Source organism: Sphingobacterium lumbrici (genome assembly GCF_006476045.1).
Classification (GTDB): Bacteria; Bacteroidota; Bacteroidia; order Sphingobacteriales; family Sphingobacteriaceae; genus Sphingobacterium; species Sphingobacterium lumbrici.
In genome coordinates this window covers 71222-88108 of sequence record NZ_SRZY01000032.1, presented here as the reverse complement: position 1 = coordinate 88108, position 16887 = coordinate 71222, and the positions used below count along the sequence as shown (strand labels likewise).

The window sequence follows — 16887 nt, the reverse complement described above, 5'->3', positions numbered from 1 at the left end:
GCTCGTAAATAGGTGGAGCTTATTATTATAGTTTTCTAAAAGAATTATTCGACCCATTTTAAACTGATAAATTATGAAAAAGCTAATCTTAACAGCAGTAATTGCTCTGGGCGTTGTGGTACAAGGCTGGGGGCAAGAGGAGGGACAATCAACTATCTCGGACACAGATACCACAGAAAATATAGCTGACACATCTATCATTACCAAACAATACGAATTAATTAGTTATTGACAGGTTCACTTGAACCATTTCGTGTGGTTTTAATTATGGATGTATGTGCAAGGACTAGAATAAAGACAATTGGTAAGATTCGTGTGTTAGCAAATTTTCTGAGCATAAGTGATTTCTTGTATGGTGTTGTCAGAATTTTCGTATATTAGATCATGGTTATACAAAAGGTAGCACTTACTGAAGTTCGTTTTTTTTCTCCTATTGGCTTTTATGAAGAAGAGCAGTTGTTGGGTAATGAATTTTATATCGATATAGAAGTGTGTTTTCCTTTCGAAAATCCGGATACCGAAGATTTGAAAAATACGGTCAATTATGAAGAATTGTATCAGGTACTGGTAGAGGTGATGTCTCCAAAAAGGAAGCTATTGGAGTCTGCTGCCGAAGATATCCTTGACCTGGTACTCAAGAAATATAACTTTGTCTCTCGTGTAGATGTTTCCATTCGGAAGACAAATCCACCTTTTGGAGGAGATTTAGCAAATTCTAGGGTTTCTTTGCATTATATGCGGGATTAAATAGAGGGAGGTGTACAGTTTTGGATAGTAGGAAAGAAAGGTTTAAACCTTTAAGCTAAGATTTGTTCGCGCTTGCAGCGATTTCTGCTGGATCAAAAAAAAGGATTTCCTGTTCTTTCTCATTGACCGTTATACCATCGCAAAGAATCGTCATCTATTCTTAATGGAAATAACGTTGTCATCTGGGTTTTATGGAAAACAACTTGTATTAACTTGGATGACTCTTTTTTTTAACCTGATGAGAACGTGTCGGGTCGTAAGATTCGGGTATTGATCTATTTAATCATAATACGTTTATTTAGGTTTGTAAGGATTATAAAAGAGAAATTATGAATTGTTGCTACACGGACGACTTTATCGTATCATAAAGCATAGGCATGAACTTGTCAGATTCCATAAAATATTATCCTTTGGGCGATCATGCGGTTGTCTTATGTTTTGGCGATGTTATTTCGAAAGAGGTCAATAATCGAATCCGAAATGTTGCAGCTTGTATGGATAATATGAATACGCTTGGTATTATTGAATACGTTCCGGCCTATACAACGATCACCATTTATTACGATCCTTTGACTATTGGGTATGAGGCGGTGCTAATCGTGATTCAACATCTGCTAGAAAATATACCTTCCTGTTTAGAACAGCAATCTTTGGAAAAAATAATCCCTGTTTTCTATAATGGGCCTGATTTGGCCGATGTGGCACGCTATACAGGATTGAGCCAAGAGCAGGTGATCCGTATACACAGTGAAAGTGAGTATCTGGTATATATGATTGGCTTTGCACCGGGATTTCCTTATCTTGGTGGAATGGACAAACGTATTGCTGCTCCACGTAAGGAGGTGCCCCGTCTCAAAATAGAGGCCGGATCAGTGGGTATTGCCGGTGAACAGACAGGCGTTTATCCAATGGAAACTCCGGGTGGTTGGCAGATTATCGGGCAGACACCCCTGCAACTGTTCAACATGAACCGGGATAAGCCTTCGTTTCTTGGAGTTGGTGATCGCGTACGTTTTGAACCGATCGGGTATGATGAGTTTTTACATATCAGAAAAATAGAAAATGGGGGTTAGGGTAATCAAGACAGGTCTATTGACTACCATACAGGACTTGGGTAGGTCTGGATTCCGAAAATACGGGATAGCGGTCAGCGGGGCAATAGATACTTTGGCCCTTCGGCTAGGGAATAGCATACTGGGCAACAATGAAGACGAAGCCGGTATAGAATGTACAAGTCTCGGGCCAACGCTATATTTTGACGAGGGTCAATTGGTTTGTATAACAGGAGCTGATTTGTCTCCTTCTGTAGATAATATGTCTGTAGCGATGTGGAAGCCCGTTTTCATAGCGGCAGGATCGGTTCTTTCATTCGGTAAGCCTAAATCAGGCTGTCGGAGTTACATTTGTTTTTATCGTGGTCTGGATGTGCCGGAGGTGCTAGGTAGCAAGTCTACCTATTTGAAAGGGAGGATAGGCGGTTGGAAGGGACGTGCGCTGAAAAAGCAGGACGAAATCAAATTTTGCAGGCCTTATGTCGGGTCAAAGCGGGAATTTCGATGGTGTATAGATACCTCGATCTACCCGGACCTTTCGGAGCGGAGTATTCGGGTTACAGAAGGGCCTCATTTTGCACAGTTTGATAGCCCAAGTCTTTTAAACTTTTTGTTCAATACATTTACCCTTAGCAATGAATCGGACCGGATGGGGTACCGATTGGAATCAGAAGGACCGCTCCGGATAAAAGATCAACGGGAGCAGCTATCGACAGCGGTCTCCTTTGGAACTATTCAGGTGCCACCTCAGGGCAATGCTATTATACTTATGGCAGATCATCCGACTACGGGAGGGTATCCGGTGATAGGGCAGGTCGCTACGGTTGACTTGCCGTTGTTGGCTCAAAAGACACCGCAGGATCAAATTACATTTGAACTGATTGCGTTGACGGAAGCACACGGACTACTCAAAAATAAAAATACACAATTAAATCAACTGAAAAGGACAATAGCATTAAAGTATGAATAATAGACTTACTGTAGATCTGAACTGCGACATGGGCGAGAGTTTTGGTTCCTGGATAATGGGCGATGACAAAGCGATCTTACCCTATATTTCGTCGGCCAACATTGCCTGTGGGTTTCATGCAGGAGATCCCGGGACGATGATGAAGACTATACAGATGGCTTTAAAGTATCATGTAAACATCGGGGCACATCCTGGATTTCAGGATACAGTAGGTTTTGGCCGACGCGAGATGCACTTGTCTCCGAGGGAAGTATATGAGTTGGTGGTCTATCAGATTGGAGCTTTGGCCTCATGTGCTAAAGTTCAGCAAGCGACTCTGCATCACGTAAAACCACATGGTGCGCTCTATAATATGGCTGCAAGAGAGCGTGATCTGGCGGAGGCTATTGCGCAGGCCATTTACGATACGGACCCTGCATTGATACTTTACGGGCTTTCGGGCAGTGAATTAATTACAGCAGGTAAAAATAGAGGGTTAATGGTGTATAGTGAGGTTTTTGCTGATCGTACCTATCAGCAGGATGGAACATTGACACCCAGGTTTGATGAGGACGCGCTTATTCAGCAGGATCAACAGGCCATCGATCAAGTGATTCAGATGCTAAAGAAGGGAAGGGTGACCTCACTGCAAGGGACTGAGGTCGAGATCCAAGCGGATACCATCTGTCTTCACGGGGACAATTCGGAGGCGATTCACTTTGCGATAAAAATTCATCAGGCATTAAAAGAACAAAATATAGCTATACAATGAAAAATAAGACTACTTCGGCGCTTATTGGGGCAGCATTATTAATGGCTATTTCAGCTGTAGGTCCCGGTTTCTTGACACAGACCACAGTTTTTACCAATTCATTAGGAGCTAGTTTCGGCTTTGTCATCTTGGTTTCTATTCTCATCGATATAGGTGTACAGTTGAATATCTGGCGTATTATTACGGTTTCAGAAAGGCGAGCTCAAGATATAGCCAATATGGTTCTTCCGGGACTTGGCGGTTTTATCTCGCTGCTTATTATTTTGGGAGGATTGGCATTTAATATCGGGAATGTTGCCGGAGCAGGATTAGGTCTTGAAGCACTATTCGGTATGGATGTCACCATCGGGGCCGTACTGGCGGCATTGGTAGCTGTTACCGTATTTGTGAATCGACAGGTAGGTAAAGCTATGGATCGGTTTACCCAAATAATGGGCGGTATCATGATCCTTGCGATTATCTATATTACCATCGTTTCGGCACCTCCGGTCGGCGAAGCTGTGTTAAGGACTGTAGTTCCGTTGAAAATCGATTTTGTGGCTATCATTACGTTAGTGGGCGGTACGGTAGGTGGCTATATTACATTTGCCGGTGGCCATAGACTGATTGACGCCGGTATCAAAGGAAGAGCGGCATTGCCCAAAGTCAACAGGAGTGCGGTGATGGGGATTTCTGTGGCTTCTTTGGTCCGAATTTGTCTGTTTTTAGCCTCCCTGGGGATCATCAGCCGAGGTTTACTAATAGACGAAAGCAATCCGACAGCTTCGGTTTTTCAATTTGCTGCCGGCAACTTCGGGTATCGCTTGTTCGGTCTCGTGATGTTTGCCGCTGCGGTCACTTCTATTATTGGATCTGCATATACTTCAATCTCGTTTATCAAGTCATTCAGTACTAAGATTGCAAAAAATGAAAACTGGATTATTATTGCATTTATCTTGATTTCGACCACGATATTCGTTGTGGTAGGTAAGCCTGTCAACCTGTTGATTATTGCTGGGGCGATCAATGGTATCATTTTGCCAATTTCCTTGAGCGTGATGCTCATTGCTTCCTATACATCAGCTATAGTCGGAGAATATAAGCAGCCACTTCCACTTACGGTTATCGGTGTGACAATCGTATTGTTAATGGCCTTTATGAGTATTCGGGTAATTATTGATCTTTTTTAATCACTTAAATACGCAGAATACGAACTTAAATTCAATTATTTTCTATCTTATTATATCGTTTTGAGTAACACTTGCCATGCTTTTTGTATTTCGCCTTGATCAAGCAATTGTGCCACGTATACGTGCATGTTTTCTTCGGTATCAAAAGCGATGTCTAAAGTCATATTATGGTCCAATGGCGGTATGGCTTCTACGTTTGCCAGAAGGCCGAGATGATTTCCTGTAAGAATTTTGGATAGGCGAATAGATTCAGGTAGGTTATCCACGCCTATTCCTAAATTGCGTAATGGCTTGGGAACTATGAAAAGATTCTCTTTTGTGATCCTACAATACCAATCTCCGCCCAATCGGGCTACAAGGTCTAATTCGTGTTGTTGAATAGCATTATTCTCATTTAGCAGGTGTTCTTGTACGTGCATACAAAGTACTTCAGCAAGTACAAGATTACCTGCTCCAGGTAGACCACTTAAGGGAATAACCCGCTGCACACGACATTCCAGTTGAATTGGTGATTCGGCTACCCGAGGGGGCTTGATGTAAACAGATGGTATAGGGGTAAGACCTGCTTTTTCAAACTCGTTGACCCCATTGGCATATTCTGTACTAGCTAAGGATTGCTGTTGCACTATATCGTAGTTAACAATGTTAATGACTACCTCCTCGACTTCTAAAATATTTTCTAAGGTGTGTTTGGTAGAACCGTCACGCATGCGCCGCAAGGGAGAGAAAATGCAGACCGGGGGTTGATGGGACATTAAGTTAAAGTAACTGAAAGGACTGAGATTGACCTGTCCGTCTTTATCTATGGTACTGGCAAAGCATATAGGCCTTGGTGCGATAGCGTATTTAATCAGGTTGTCAAATATAGCTTGATCTTTTTTTGGATCAAAGCTTATGGTTGTATTCATATTTTGTGTTTTAAATGTGCTAATGTTATAGTCTTAATGCTCAATAAATTTTACAAAATTAGTCAGGAAGTAGGATAATTCTGTTATCGAGTCTACCCAAGCCAGTTACTTCTAAAGCGATATTGTCGCCGTCTACTAACCATTGGTCTATATGTGTAGGGTTTTGCAATCTTCCTGTACCGTTGAGTTCCAAAAAACAACCAGTTCCTACTGTTCCAGAGCCTATTACATCACCAGGGAAGAGTTCTACACCGTAGGATGCCCGTTCGATAATTTCAGCAAATGTCCAGTCCATGTCAGCAAGATTACCTAAGGACACTTGTTTGTCATTGACTTTGCAGGTCATCTCTAAGTTATAACAGTCGCCAATATGGCCTTCTGGGGGATTAGTCTTATAAATCTGCAACTCGTCCTTCGTTACGAGCCAAGGGCCAATTACCGTTGCAAAATCTTTTCCTTTGGCAGGGCCTAGATTTAGTTTCATCTCTTCCATTTGCAGCTTTCGGGCACTTATATCATTCATAATCATATAGCCTGCTATATATTCGTCCGCTTCGGAGGCTTTTATATTTTTCCCTCTCTTATTTATGACTATGGCAACCTCAAGTTCGAAGTCTAACTGTCCCATGTGTAATGGCATGCAGGGAATATCACCGGGGCCATATATAGCTTGGTGGTTGGTGAAGTAAAAAACCGGAAATTGATCAAACTCGGGTATCATTTCTAAGCCACGATTGCGTCTTGAAGTCGATACGTGCTGTCTAAATGCGTACGCATCTCTACACGAAGAAGGATGGGGGACCGGGGCCAATAGTTTTACTTCTGAGACGTGTATACAATTTGTTTTGATTTTTTCTTCCTTTATTTTTATTTCAATCTGCTTCAGGTTGACCATGTTTTGATTACCGCCTTGAAGAAAGGTCTGCATTTTGGTTGGAAGTTGTGTGCTCAATTCAGAACAAAGGTATATTTTGTCTTCAACCAGCAGGGCTAAGTGTTCTGTGTCGTGATAAAGGCATGTTACAATTCTCATAAAAAGACGGGTGTTAATGCGGGTTCAATTATAGATTTACGCTGCAAATATATATAAAATTGCATTTTTTTTAATACATGTTGTTAGAATATTGGAAATCATTTTTATCTTTATGGCATTATAAACCCAACTATGTACGATCTTGGCTTACATAATTCGAAGTTATCCATAGGATTGATTGCTTTTATTAAAGCGATGATAGCGGATATTGTATTTGCTCAGTACTAAGACAACAACTTTTGTAGCTCGTAATATACCATTTGAGTATTTTCATATCTATTTTTTTTAACTGTTTTAAACCAGAGAATTATGACATTTTATCATAAACTCGGGCAAGTTCCCACACAGCGACATACTGTATTTAAGAAAGAAAACGGCGATTTATACGCTGAAGAATTAGTGTCCACGCACGGATTTTCGAGTGTCTACTCCTTAGTGTATCACTGCCATCCTCCGACCTTGGTAAGGCAGATACGTGATCCTTATGACGTTTCGCCCAAGATTGCGCGGGAAAGACATCTTAAACATACTAGCCTAAAGGGGTTTTCTTTAGCCCCGGCAGACGATTATCTAGACAGCCGAAAACCGGTGCTTGTTAATCAGGATTTGCATATCTCGTTAGCAGCCCCTCGGCAATCTATGGAGGATTATTTTTATAAAAATAGTCAGGCTGACGAAATTATTTTTATTCATGAAGGAAAGGGAGTCCTTAAAACAGGCTATGGTCAAATCCCCTTTTCTTATGGCGATTACCTGGTCATACCTCGTGGTACAATCTATCAGATTCATTTTGAGGATACGGATAATCGTTTGCTTATCGTGGAATCCTTTTCGCCTGTGCGTACACCAAAGCGCTATCGTAACGAGTTCGGGCAATTGATGGAACATGCTCCTTTTTACGAAAGGGATATACGGGTGCCTGAAAATCTTGAGACCCATGATCAACTGGGTGAGTTTGAGGTGAAGATCAAAAAACAAGGATTGATATACCCTTATATTTACGGTAGTCATCCTTTTGACTTTATCGGTTGGGATGGTTATCATTATCCCTGGGCTTTTTCGATTCACGACTTTATGCCGATAACAGGTATGTTACATCAACCTCCACCGGTACATCAAACATTTGAAACCGATGCTTTTGTGTTATGTAGTTTCTGTCCCCGGTTGTACGATTACCATCCTTTGGCGGTTCCTGCTCCCTACAATCATAGTAATGTTGATTCCGATGAGCTTCTTTATTATGTAGACGGTGATTTTATGAGCCGCAATTCGATAGAGAAGGGACAGATTACGTTGCATCCGGGAGGAATACCACATGGCCCGCATCCTGGTACTGTCGAGAAGAGTATAGGGCAGACCAGAACAGACGAGCTTGCTGTAATGATCGATCCTTTCAGACCGCTTATGCTGACGGAAGAGGCGTTGGCTTTGGAAGATCCCGATTATTATAAATCATGGATGAGTTAAGTAACTAATTAAATAAACTATAATATAATATCATGGCAAATACTTTTGCGGAGAAAATTGCGTTAGCACAGGATTTTCTGCCAATTAACGGTACAGATTACATTGAATTTTATGTAGGTAATGCTAAACAGGCTGCACATTATTACAAGACCGCTTTTGGTTTTCAGTCTGAAGCTTATGCAGGACCGGAAACAGGAGTTAGAGATCGTGTTTCATACGTGTTGAAACAGAACAAAATTAGATTGGTATTGACAACAGCCTTGCGTTCTGACCATCCTGTTTCGGAGCATGTGAAGAAGCACGGTGATGGGGTGAAGATATTGGCCCTTTGGGTTGATGATGCTAGAAAAGCGTTTGAAGAAACAACAAAGCGAGGTGCCAGCGTGTACCAAGAACCTATATGTACGAAAGATAATAATGGTGAAGTGTGGACCGCCGGTATTTATACTTATGGCGAGACAGTACACATGTTTGTAGAGCGCAGAAACTATAACGGGATTTTTATGCCCGGATACGAGGCTTGGGCCAGTGACTATAATCCAGCGGAAACCGGATTGCTGTATGTAGATCATTGCGTAGGTAATGTGGGTTGGAACAAAATGAACGAAACAGTGGAATGGTATCAAAATGTAATGGGATTTGTAAATATCCTGTCTTTTGATGATAAGCAAATCAATACTGAATATTCGGCGTTAATGAGTAAGGTGATGAGCAACGGAAATGGCTATGTTAAATTTCCGATTAATGAGCCTGCCGAAGGAAAGAAAAAATCTCAGATTGAAGAGTACCTTGAGTTTTATGAAGGAGAAGGCGTGCAGCATGCTGCTTTGGCGACGAAAGATATCGTATCTACTGTCAAAGCATTGAAAGCCCGTGGTGTTGAGTTTTTGAGTGCACCACCTGAAGCTTATTATGATATGTTGCCCGATCGCGTCGGTGAGATTGATGAGGAAATCAAGATTATTCAGGATTTAGGGATCTTAGTTGATAGGGATGAAGAAGGGTATCTCCTTCAGATTTTTACCAAACCCGTTGAAGATAGGCCGACCCTGTTTTACGAGATTATTCAGCGTAAGGGAGCACAAAGTTTTGGAGCAGGTAATTTCAAAGCTCTTTTTGAAGCTATTGAACGGGAACAGGAAAAGAGAGGTAATTTATAGGCAATTTTAAATTAATTTATGAAAGAACTACTTAGGGATTTTGAATATAAAAAACCCGAGATTGTATTTGAATGGAAAGACAGTGAGACAGAAGCTGAAGGTTGGATTGTTATCAATTCGTTGCGTGGTGGAGCCGCTGGTGGTGGGACACGTATGCGTCTGGGGTTGGACCGAAATGAGGTAGAATCCCTTGCTAAAACCATGGAAGTGAAATTCACGGTTTCAGGGCCTGCTATAGGGGGAGCTAAGTCTGGGATTAATTTTGACCCTTCTGACCCTAGAAAGAAGGAGGTTCTGGACCGATGGTTTAAGGCGGTAACACCGCTTCTTAAAAACTATTACGGAACAGGAGGGGATTTGAATGTGGATGAGATTCACGATGTGATCCCCCTGACGGAAAGGTATGGCCTGTGGCATCCGCAGGAGGGTGTATTGAATGGGCATTTCAATGTTCGTGAGAGTAAGCGGATTCACCAAATAGGTCAGTTGCGCTATGGTGTTTCTAAAGTGTTGGAGGACTCTGCGTATAGTCCGGATTTGAAGCGTAAATATAAGGTTGCTGATATGATTACGGGGTATGGTGTAGCCGAATCTATTCGTCATTTCTACGACTTATATGCAACAGGTTGTAACGGTAAGAGAGCGATAATCCAAGGCTGGGGAAATGTTGCTGCTGCTGCTGCTTTTTACCTTTCGAAATTAGGTGTACGCATTGTTGGGATAATAGATCGCAATGGCGGATTGATGAATAAAGACGGCTTTGATGAACAAACAATTACACAATTGTTTTTGAATCGCAATGGTAATGAGCTTGTTTCTTCAGATATGTTGTCTTTCGAACAAATGCAGGAGGAGGTATGGCGTGTTGGAGCCGAGATTTTTGTGCCCGCGGCCGCTTCTCGGTTAGTCTCCAAGAACAATGTTCAGCAACTAGTTGATAATGGATTAGAACTTATAGCTAGTGGAGCCAATGTGCCTTTTGCTGATAAAGAGATCTTTTACGGTCCGGTAATGGAATATGCTGATCAACAGGTGGCGGTAATTCCTGATTTCATTGCCAATTGTGGCATGGCTAGAGTTTTTGCTTATCTGATGCAGACAAGTGTTGAAATTAGTGATGATGCGTTATTCTCGGATGTGTCAAAGGTTATCCAAAAGGCTTTACAGGATATTCGAAACCTTTCGACAGATCGGACAAATATTTCTTCTAAAGCCTACGAGATAGCCCTCAATCAGCTCGTTTAGTGTTTCATAAAAAGGGGTTTTAATTCGATGATAATTAAAGCCCCTTTTTTCGATATTTCTATTTTTACTTATTTGCCTTTACGTTGTTGGTGCATAACGCCCCTATTTCTAATATATAGAGAAAGGAGTTTAAAATATACTTGCAAGATTAAAAAGAAACGTCTATCTTTGCGGTTCATTAAATATTAACAAAATATATTAAATAACAATGTACGCAATAGTAAATATAGCAGGACAGCAATTTAAGGTTGCAAAAGACCAGTATCTTTTTGTGCACCGTTTACAAGGAGAAGAAGGCGCTAGTATTGAATTTGACAACGTATTGTTAGCAGAAGATGGCGGTAAATTTACTGTAGGTACGCCAAGTATCTCAGGTGCTAAAGTTTCGGCTACGATTTTGTCTCATTTAAAAGGTGATAAAGTTATCGTTTTTAAGAAAAAACGTCGTAAAGGCTACAAGAAGAAAAACGGTCACCGTCAACAATTTTCTAAAATCCAGATTACTGGTATCAGTTTATAATTGAATTTTTAATCTGACGAAAGTCATAAATTAAGATAAAGAAATGGCACATAAAAAAGGTGCGGGTAGTTCTAAGAACGGCCGTGAGTCACACAGTAAAAGGTTAGGTATCAAAATTTTCGGTGGTCAAAGAGCTATCGCCGGAAACATCATTGTTCGTCAACGTGGTACGCAACACAACCCTGATGCTAATGTCGGTATTGGTAAAGATCATACATTATACGCTTTAGTAGAAGGTACGGTTGTTTTTCGTAAAAAAGCGAACAACAAATCTTATGTTTCAGTACTTCCTGTTGAACAAAACTAAGAATTGATACAATACGAATTAAAGCCGTTAAGTTTTTTGCTTAACGGCTTTGTTTTTTTGAATAGACTTCAGTTCTATTTCGTGCTACTTTCACACGGATTTGAAAGTAAAATATTCACTAGACAATATGTTTATTGTCTTAAAATTATTGAATGACAACTTTCAAAGATTTAAAGGTTAGTGCGCCTATTCTTGCAGCACTTGATACATTAGGGTATAAAACACCGACGCCGATACAGGCACAAGCGATACCGGAAGTCCTAAAAGGAAAAGATTTACTTGGCTGTGCACAGACAGGAACAGGTAAAACGGCAGCATTTGCCATCCCTATCCTCCAACTACTAAATAATACAAAACCGCAAGGTCAAAAAAGAGGTACTATCCGTGCCTTGATCCTAACCCCAACCCGGGAATTGGCAATTCAGATTGATGAATCTTTTCAAGAGTATGGTGAAAACCTAAAATTGAAACATGCTGTTATCTTTGGTGGGGTAAACCAATTCTCCCAAGTGAATCAAATAAAAGCAGGTGTTGATATTTTAGTAGCCACACCGGGAAGGTTACTGGATTTGATGAACCAGAAAGTATTATCTATTCACCAGATTGAAATCTTCGTCCTGGATGAAGCGGATCGTATGTTGGATATGGGTTTTATTCATGATGTGAAGAGGGTATTGCAGGTTATCCCGCAGAATCGTCAAACCTTGTTCTTTTCGGCGACAATGCCTAAAGCGATTCAGAGTCTTGCTGATAGCATATTGCACAAACCGGTGAAGGTTGAAGTGACACCAGAATCTACAACGGCCGAAACTATTCAGCAAACGCTATATTATGTAGAGAAGGCAAATAAAAATAAAGCGCTTTTGCAGTTGTTAAAGAATGATGTTCAAGACAGTGTTTTGGTATTTACACGTACGAAACATGGCGCTGACAAATTGGTGAAGTTTCTGTTTAAATATGAGATTTCTTCAGCGGCTATTCATGGTAATAAATCTCAAAATCAACGTCAACGTGCATTAGAAGACTTTAAGAGTAAAAAAATAAAGGTATTGGTGGCTACGGATATTGCAGCGCGAGGAATTGATATTGACTTATTGAAATATGTAATCAATTATGAAATACCGAATGTGCCGGAATCTTATGTGCACCGTATTGGTCGGAGCGGTAGAGCCGGGGCAGAAGGATTTGCCATTTCATTATGTGATGTAGAAGAAATACCATATGTACAGGATATTGAAAAAACGATCGGAATAGCACTTCCGGTTATGGAAATGGAAGGACTTACGATGTCGCCTGGTTTTGTGGCTAAATCGTCGGTGAATGTAAAAGCGGGCAAAGGTGGAAAAGGCAAGCCTGCTGCTGTTGCTACAGGAAGACCGGATAACCGTCATCGTAAAAACAAACCTACGAGTAAAGAACGACGAAGAAGACAGGCATAAACTGTTATATAGTAAATGCGTATAAAAAAGAGGGATTGCTAAAAGCGATCCCTCTTCTTGTATGTTTAAACGGGGTGGAGAATATCGGATTCGAACCGATGGCCTTTTGGCTGCCAGCCAAACGCTCTAGCCAACTGAGCTAATCCCCCTTATATTCTGCAAGTATAGATAAATTCAATTTTATATGCAAGTTGATTGCCCTATTAAAGTAAATTATTATTCGTTTACTGCAAGAGGGAGATTGTATTTCCCTTTGTCCGATGCCGAAACCTCTTTCATGAAATCGAAATATTTTTGGTAATCTTCTGAGGCATAAAGGCCTTCCTTGATTTCTAATTTTCTGTAAAAATGAATCCGGTTGTCTTCTTGTTTTATTGCCAGGTGGTATGCCCCCATTGGGCTTTCCAAAACTTTGTGTACAGGCATGATTTTTTCCTTGATTTCTTCAGAAAGTTCAAAGATCAATTCATCGACATCAGTGTATCCCCGATTGATATAAAGTTGATTTTTACGGTTTCTAGATTCTGGAATGGTCCGCGATATATTGAAAATATTCGGGTGTATAATGATGCTGTTACCGCTTTTTACAACATAACTCTTAATGTTGATGTCCAGTTCTTCGACCACAACCGGACCATCTGCGTCGCTGATTTCATAATTTACTTTATTGAAGTATATATTATCCACATCATAATACTCTTTTAACGTTTTATTTTGGTCTACCGGATTTTTAAAAATATTGTTAAAATGATTGTGAAACTGAGCGCCGCTAAAAGTCGTTTTGACGCGCCCGGTCACCGTTCCGTCAGGTTGGATATGGAGAACTGCATTTCTGATTTGTTGATTTTGCGCCCAATTGTATTGTGGTGTATGAAGGACTTTTCCGCCTTCTTCGGTACAAGCCAGTACGAGTCTGTCATCGGTAAAATCTCCTAAGAATCCGAAAGGTTGTTTTTGGCTTGTACATTCAAGCCATGTTGTGTCGCCTTCAAAAGGTATACAAAGAATAATGTGATTACCATCTGCCACATTTGCAAATTCGGTATCCAGACTTTTCTTGGCATTGCCCGCCTCCACGATGCAGTAATAGGAGGGGATATCTGCTTCGTCGAGGAGAGCCTGCATATAATTTACTAAAGCTTTACAGTCGCCGTATCCTAATCGTTCTACATAGGATGCCGGAAAAGGTTCTAAGCCACCTATTCCTACCTGTATGCTGATGTATCGTGTTTTGTTTTGCATGTATTCGTACAGTGCCTTTGCTTTCGCTTTAGGCGATTCGATATCTTTGATGATATCCTGCACGTTGTTTTTGGCAGCCTGAGGAAGATCTTTTTTGTCTTTTAACAGATCGTCGTAAACCCATTTTCCAAATTGTTTCCAATCATTCACCTGTCCCCCTTTTTTGTAATATTTGAAATTTTCGGGCACGATTTTTACACATATTTCTTCAGCATATTTTATGGGTGAAAATGGTTCATCTTTACGTGCAGAAAGATTAGTTGCTGTCCAGGTATAGGTTTTGGATTTATCTGTTGTTTCTACTTTCGCTTCAGAAGGGATATTTTCCGCTTTGATACGCAGGACCTGCTGGGGTTGACATTGAAATTGGTAACTGCTTCTTTCGACGGCCATATCGGAATAATAATTAGGCCTCCAATACGGGATAAAAAGATTTTGACTGTGTTTTATTTCATAGGTGTAGACAATAGTGTATGGATAAGCCAGGGTGGAAGGTTTATAATGTTTTACGCAGATATCGTCATACATACTCACCTGTCCCGTCGCGCTGTAATCTTTAAAATCTTTTAAGCTGAATTTATTCGTTTGAATACCAAACTCATTGTATACGGCACCTTTCACTTCTTTGATGGATTTGCTTTTGTCATAAAATAGACGTAATTCGGCACGGGATTCGCCAGCTTTATTTAAGATGGTGATGGCGCGGGTTACGGACTCTACGATGTTGTTCTCATTCCTCATATCCATGTTGATGGATTCATGCCGTACTATTGCTGTGGCACGACTTTTTAATGCAGGGGGTATCTTCTCCATAGCATACTCCTGCCCAAGAAGATTAAACTGGATAGATAGAAATAAAAAAAAGGTTAAGATGGGCTGGTTATTCATTACTGTATTTTAAAATATAGTCAACTTTCAAGTGTTGGATTGCTCGCGAAAACAGCTCCTTTAAAAAGAAATATTCATCTGTGTCGTAGATGGCTTTATTCATGGAAAGACTCTGCTGTACGACCAACACATTATCATCTATACTGTTTTTGTAAACGTATCGTGCCACACCATCGGGAAGGGTAAGGTTAGTTGCTTTCGGACTGGATTGAACAGTGATTCCTTCAGGGAGGGTGATGCTGAAATGGTGTCGCTCTTCCCGTTTTGATCCGAGGTCTACGGGGTATGTCCGTTCATCTAAATTAAACGGATTCCGAGTGATGCGGTTGATGAAGACAGGGTTGAGGTTAAAGACCGTATTAGGCCGAATATTGGAGTTCCAGATATCGACTACCACATCAAACTGCTCGGATAATAGAAGATCAGGATTTTCCAGATTCTGTATATCTATATTTGCTAAAGACATATTTGTCAATCGTTCATCTAATTTTTCTTCGTACTCCTCAAAGGAAGGGTACCTTAATATTTCTTTTCTTTTATGAAGTGCATCCAACCCATCGTAGGTGATGGTCAGGCTGCCAATTAATTTCCCCGAAAGATCTAATTTCCCACTGAAAGAATAAGCGGTCGAGGATTTCGTTTTGTTTTCCAGAGGAATCCATTCGGATGATTTTCGGGAATAAATGATACGCCCTCTTTCATTTATACAGCGTATAGGTAACTCGCCAAACATTAATAAATTTTCACTGGCATCGGCTAGTATCGTTTCATTACCGATTTTGATGCCCGCAATGACATAGTTGAAGTCGGATAAAACAGGGTGTAGTGGATTGGGCAGGCTGTTTTCACGGGTGGAAACGAGTATAGGATAGGCTTCTAGATTTGCCGCATTTAGCGCGGCTATGAGCGCCAGATTTACATCGGCCGCATTGCCGGATCTTTTTTCATAACTTTCTTCTACGCCAAACTGGCTGTATCTTCCGTATACATTATTCCATTTTATCCTGTTTTGTATATGGGAATAAATCAGTTTTGCTTTTAAATGCAGGTCTGTTTGTGATAGTATGGAGTCAGGAAGGGTTCCAAGAAAAAATTTGGTCTTTTTTATCTGGCCGCCAAAATTCTTCTCGGTCATCAATTCGCGGTCTACATCGCTCCATTTTTTTGTATAGGTTTGTTTCGAACCGTTCAAATGTTGAGCCTCTTCCATTTCAAAATTGATGGCAGAAATGTAGTTTTGCGGAGATAGCATATAGTCCTCTTCTTCAAAGGCGGGGATGTTTTTCATGGAGTAAGTTAGTTCAGAGCAATCGGATTTTGCTCCTCCAACCCGGAAACATTCCCGTATTACCTTGGACTTTATGTCTTCCAATTTCAGGGCTCCCCGAAGGGTCACATTGTATTTGTATAGTCCCGGAATCATCGCGATATAGGTGCTTTTAAGTTTTGGGATATCGGATTGGAATTCCCAGCTTCTATAATTGAAAATGTTGGGTGAGGTAATCGTGTATTCAATATCAATGACTGATCCTTCGCGTACATCAGGCAAGGTGAATTTGCTTAGTCTGAGGAATGGTGTTTTATTTTCTGTATAGATATCTTTACTCTTCAGCTCCGAAATGCTAATTTTATTTTCTGTTAGATTATACGTTTTGGCTTTTATGTTTTCTATCGTCTCGAAGTCGCTGCCATATTTATAAAGGGGAAGGGAGATATTAGCCTTGTCGTATCCTTCTTTTTTATTTATTTTAATTCGGATTGCATAGCGGTGCAGGACACGAATAGACCGCTCTGCCTCTACGAGGTCTATCGTTGTTTTTCCTAGTTCTGATATGACTACAGCACGCGCATTGCTATCGAGCTGGGCGTAATCGATTGAAAAATCACTGTGTCTAATTGGGTCAAGCTCGACAAACTGTCCAAAAGAAAAATGACAGAATAATATTCCTAAAAGGAGAAGTATAGTCCTCATACGGGGTGCAATAAAAG

General features: G+C 40.7%; 16 protein-coding genes and 1 tRNA gene. 12 read left to right on the top strand and 5 right to left on the bottom strand.

Features of this window, described 5'->3' with window-relative positions:
* Positions 1–73: 73 nt before the first annotated feature.
* The 6 genes from E4F24_RS13855 to E4F24_RS13190 all read left to right on the top strand — a co-directional run bounded on the left by E4F24_RS13855 (position 74) and on the right by E4F24_RS13190 (position 4689).
* The gene (locus tag E4F24_RS13855) at positions 74–232 is read left to right on the top strand and encodes a hypothetical protein (protein WP_181182491.1); all 159 of its coding nucleotides are present in this window, start codon (positions 74–76) and stop codon (positions 230–232) included.
* A gap of 152 nt (positions 233–384) precedes the next feature.
* Positions 385–747 carry a dihydroneopterin aldolase gene (folB, locus tag E4F24_RS13210; protein ID WP_140939572.1) on the top strand — a complete coding sequence of 121 codons (363 nt, stop codon included), beginning with the start codon at positions 385–387 and terminating at the stop codon, positions 745–747.
* Between the two features lie 377 nt (positions 748–1124).
* Positions 1125–1820: a 5-oxoprolinase subunit PxpB gene (gene pxpB / locus E4F24_RS13205; protein ID WP_216629185.1), complete on the top strand. Its 696-nt coding sequence runs from the start codon at positions 1125–1127 to the stop codon at positions 1818–1820.
* Entirely contained in the window at positions 1810–2769 is a 960-nt protein-coding gene (locus E4F24_RS13200) for a 5-oxoprolinase subunit C family protein (protein ID WP_140939570.1), read from the top strand. Before pxpB ends, E4F24_RS13200 begins: the two co-directional genes overlap by 11 nt.
* Complete coding sequence (locus tag E4F24_RS13195; protein ID WP_140939568.1) at positions 2762–3520, top strand: LamB/YcsF family protein; 759 nt, start codon at positions 2762–2764, stop codon at positions 3518–3520. Before E4F24_RS13200 ends, E4F24_RS13195 begins: the two co-directional genes overlap by 8 nt.
* Positions 3517–4689: an NRAMP family divalent metal transporter gene (locus E4F24_RS13190; protein WP_140939566.1), complete on the top strand. Its 1173-nt coding sequence runs from the start codon at positions 3517–3519 to the stop codon at positions 4687–4689. The genes E4F24_RS13195 and E4F24_RS13190 overlap by 4 nt, the downstream gene beginning before the upstream one ends.
* A 50-nt stretch (positions 4690–4739) precedes the next feature.
* Here E4F24_RS13190 and E4F24_RS13185 read toward each other — a convergent pair whose 3' ends face one another.
* Both E4F24_RS13185 and E4F24_RS13180 read right to left on the bottom strand, forming a co-directional pair.
* Complete coding sequence (locus E4F24_RS13185) at positions 4740–5597, bottom strand: flavin reductase family protein (protein ID WP_140939564.1); 858 nt, start codon at positions 5595–5597, stop codon at positions 4740–4742.
* Positions 5598–5655: 58 nt separating this feature from the next.
* Positions 5656–6630: a fumarylacetoacetate hydrolase family protein gene (locus E4F24_RS13180; RefSeq protein WP_140939562.1), complete on the bottom strand. Its 975-nt coding sequence runs from the start codon at positions 6628–6630 to the stop codon at positions 5656–5658.
* A 309-nt stretch (positions 6631–6939) separates the two neighbouring features.
* Here E4F24_RS13180 and E4F24_RS13175 point away from each other — a divergent pair, with 309 nt between their 5' ends.
* From E4F24_RS13175 to E4F24_RS13150, 6 genes are all read left to right on the top strand, one after another.
* Positions 6940–8097 carry a homogentisate 1,2-dioxygenase gene (locus tag E4F24_RS13175; RefSeq protein WP_140939559.1) on the top strand — a complete coding sequence of 386 codons (1158 nt, stop codon included), beginning with the start codon at positions 6940–6942 and terminating at the stop codon, positions 8095–8097.
* A gap of 32 nt (positions 8098–8129) precedes the next feature.
* Positions 8130–9257 carry a 4-hydroxyphenylpyruvate dioxygenase gene (gene hppD, locus E4F24_RS13170; protein ID WP_140939557.1) on the top strand — a complete coding sequence of 376 codons (1128 nt, stop codon included), beginning with the start codon at positions 8130–8132 and terminating at the stop codon, positions 9255–9257.
* An 18-nt stretch (positions 9258–9275) separates the two neighbouring features.
* Positions 9276–10502, top strand: coding sequence for a Glu/Leu/Phe/Val dehydrogenase dimerization domain-containing protein (locus tag E4F24_RS13165; protein WP_140939555.1), 1227 nt, complete (start codon positions 9276–9278; stop codon positions 10500–10502).
* Between the two features lie 208 nt (positions 10503–10710).
* Positions 10711–11022 (top strand): 50S ribosomal protein L21, encoded by a 312-nt coding sequence (gene rplU, locus E4F24_RS13160; RefSeq protein WP_136820187.1) that lies wholly within the window; start codon positions 10711–10713, stop codon positions 11020–11022.
* A 43-nt stretch (positions 11023–11065) separates the two neighbouring features.
* Positions 11066–11329: a 50S ribosomal protein L27 gene (gene rpmA / locus E4F24_RS13155; protein WP_136820188.1), complete on the top strand. Its 264-nt coding sequence runs from the start codon at positions 11066–11068 to the stop codon at positions 11327–11329.
* A gap of 152 nt (positions 11330–11481) precedes the next feature.
* Positions 11482–12768 (top strand): DEAD/DEAH box helicase, encoded by a 1287-nt coding sequence (locus E4F24_RS13150; protein WP_140939553.1) that lies wholly within the window; start codon positions 11482–11484, stop codon positions 12766–12768.
* Positions 12769–12843: 75 nt separating this feature from the next.
* Here the strand turns inward: E4F24_RS13150 and E4F24_RS13145 are convergent.
* The 3 genes from E4F24_RS13145 to E4F24_RS13135 form a co-directional block, all read right to left on the bottom strand.
* A tRNA-Ala gene (locus E4F24_RS13145) sits at positions 12844–12917 on the bottom strand.
* Between the two features lie 67 nt (positions 12918–12984).
* Complete coding sequence (locus tag E4F24_RS13140) at positions 12985–14898, bottom strand: DUF3857 domain-containing protein (RefSeq protein ID WP_140939551.1); 1914 nt, start codon at positions 14896–14898, stop codon at positions 12985–12987.
* The gene (locus tag E4F24_RS13135; RefSeq protein ID WP_140939549.1) at positions 14891–16870 is read right to left on the bottom strand and encodes a DUF3857 domain-containing protein; all 1980 of its coding nucleotides are present in this window, start codon (positions 16868–16870) and stop codon (positions 14891–14893) included. Before E4F24_RS13135 ends, E4F24_RS13140 begins: the two co-directional genes overlap by 8 nt.
* Positions 16871–16887 lie beyond the last annotated feature (17 nt).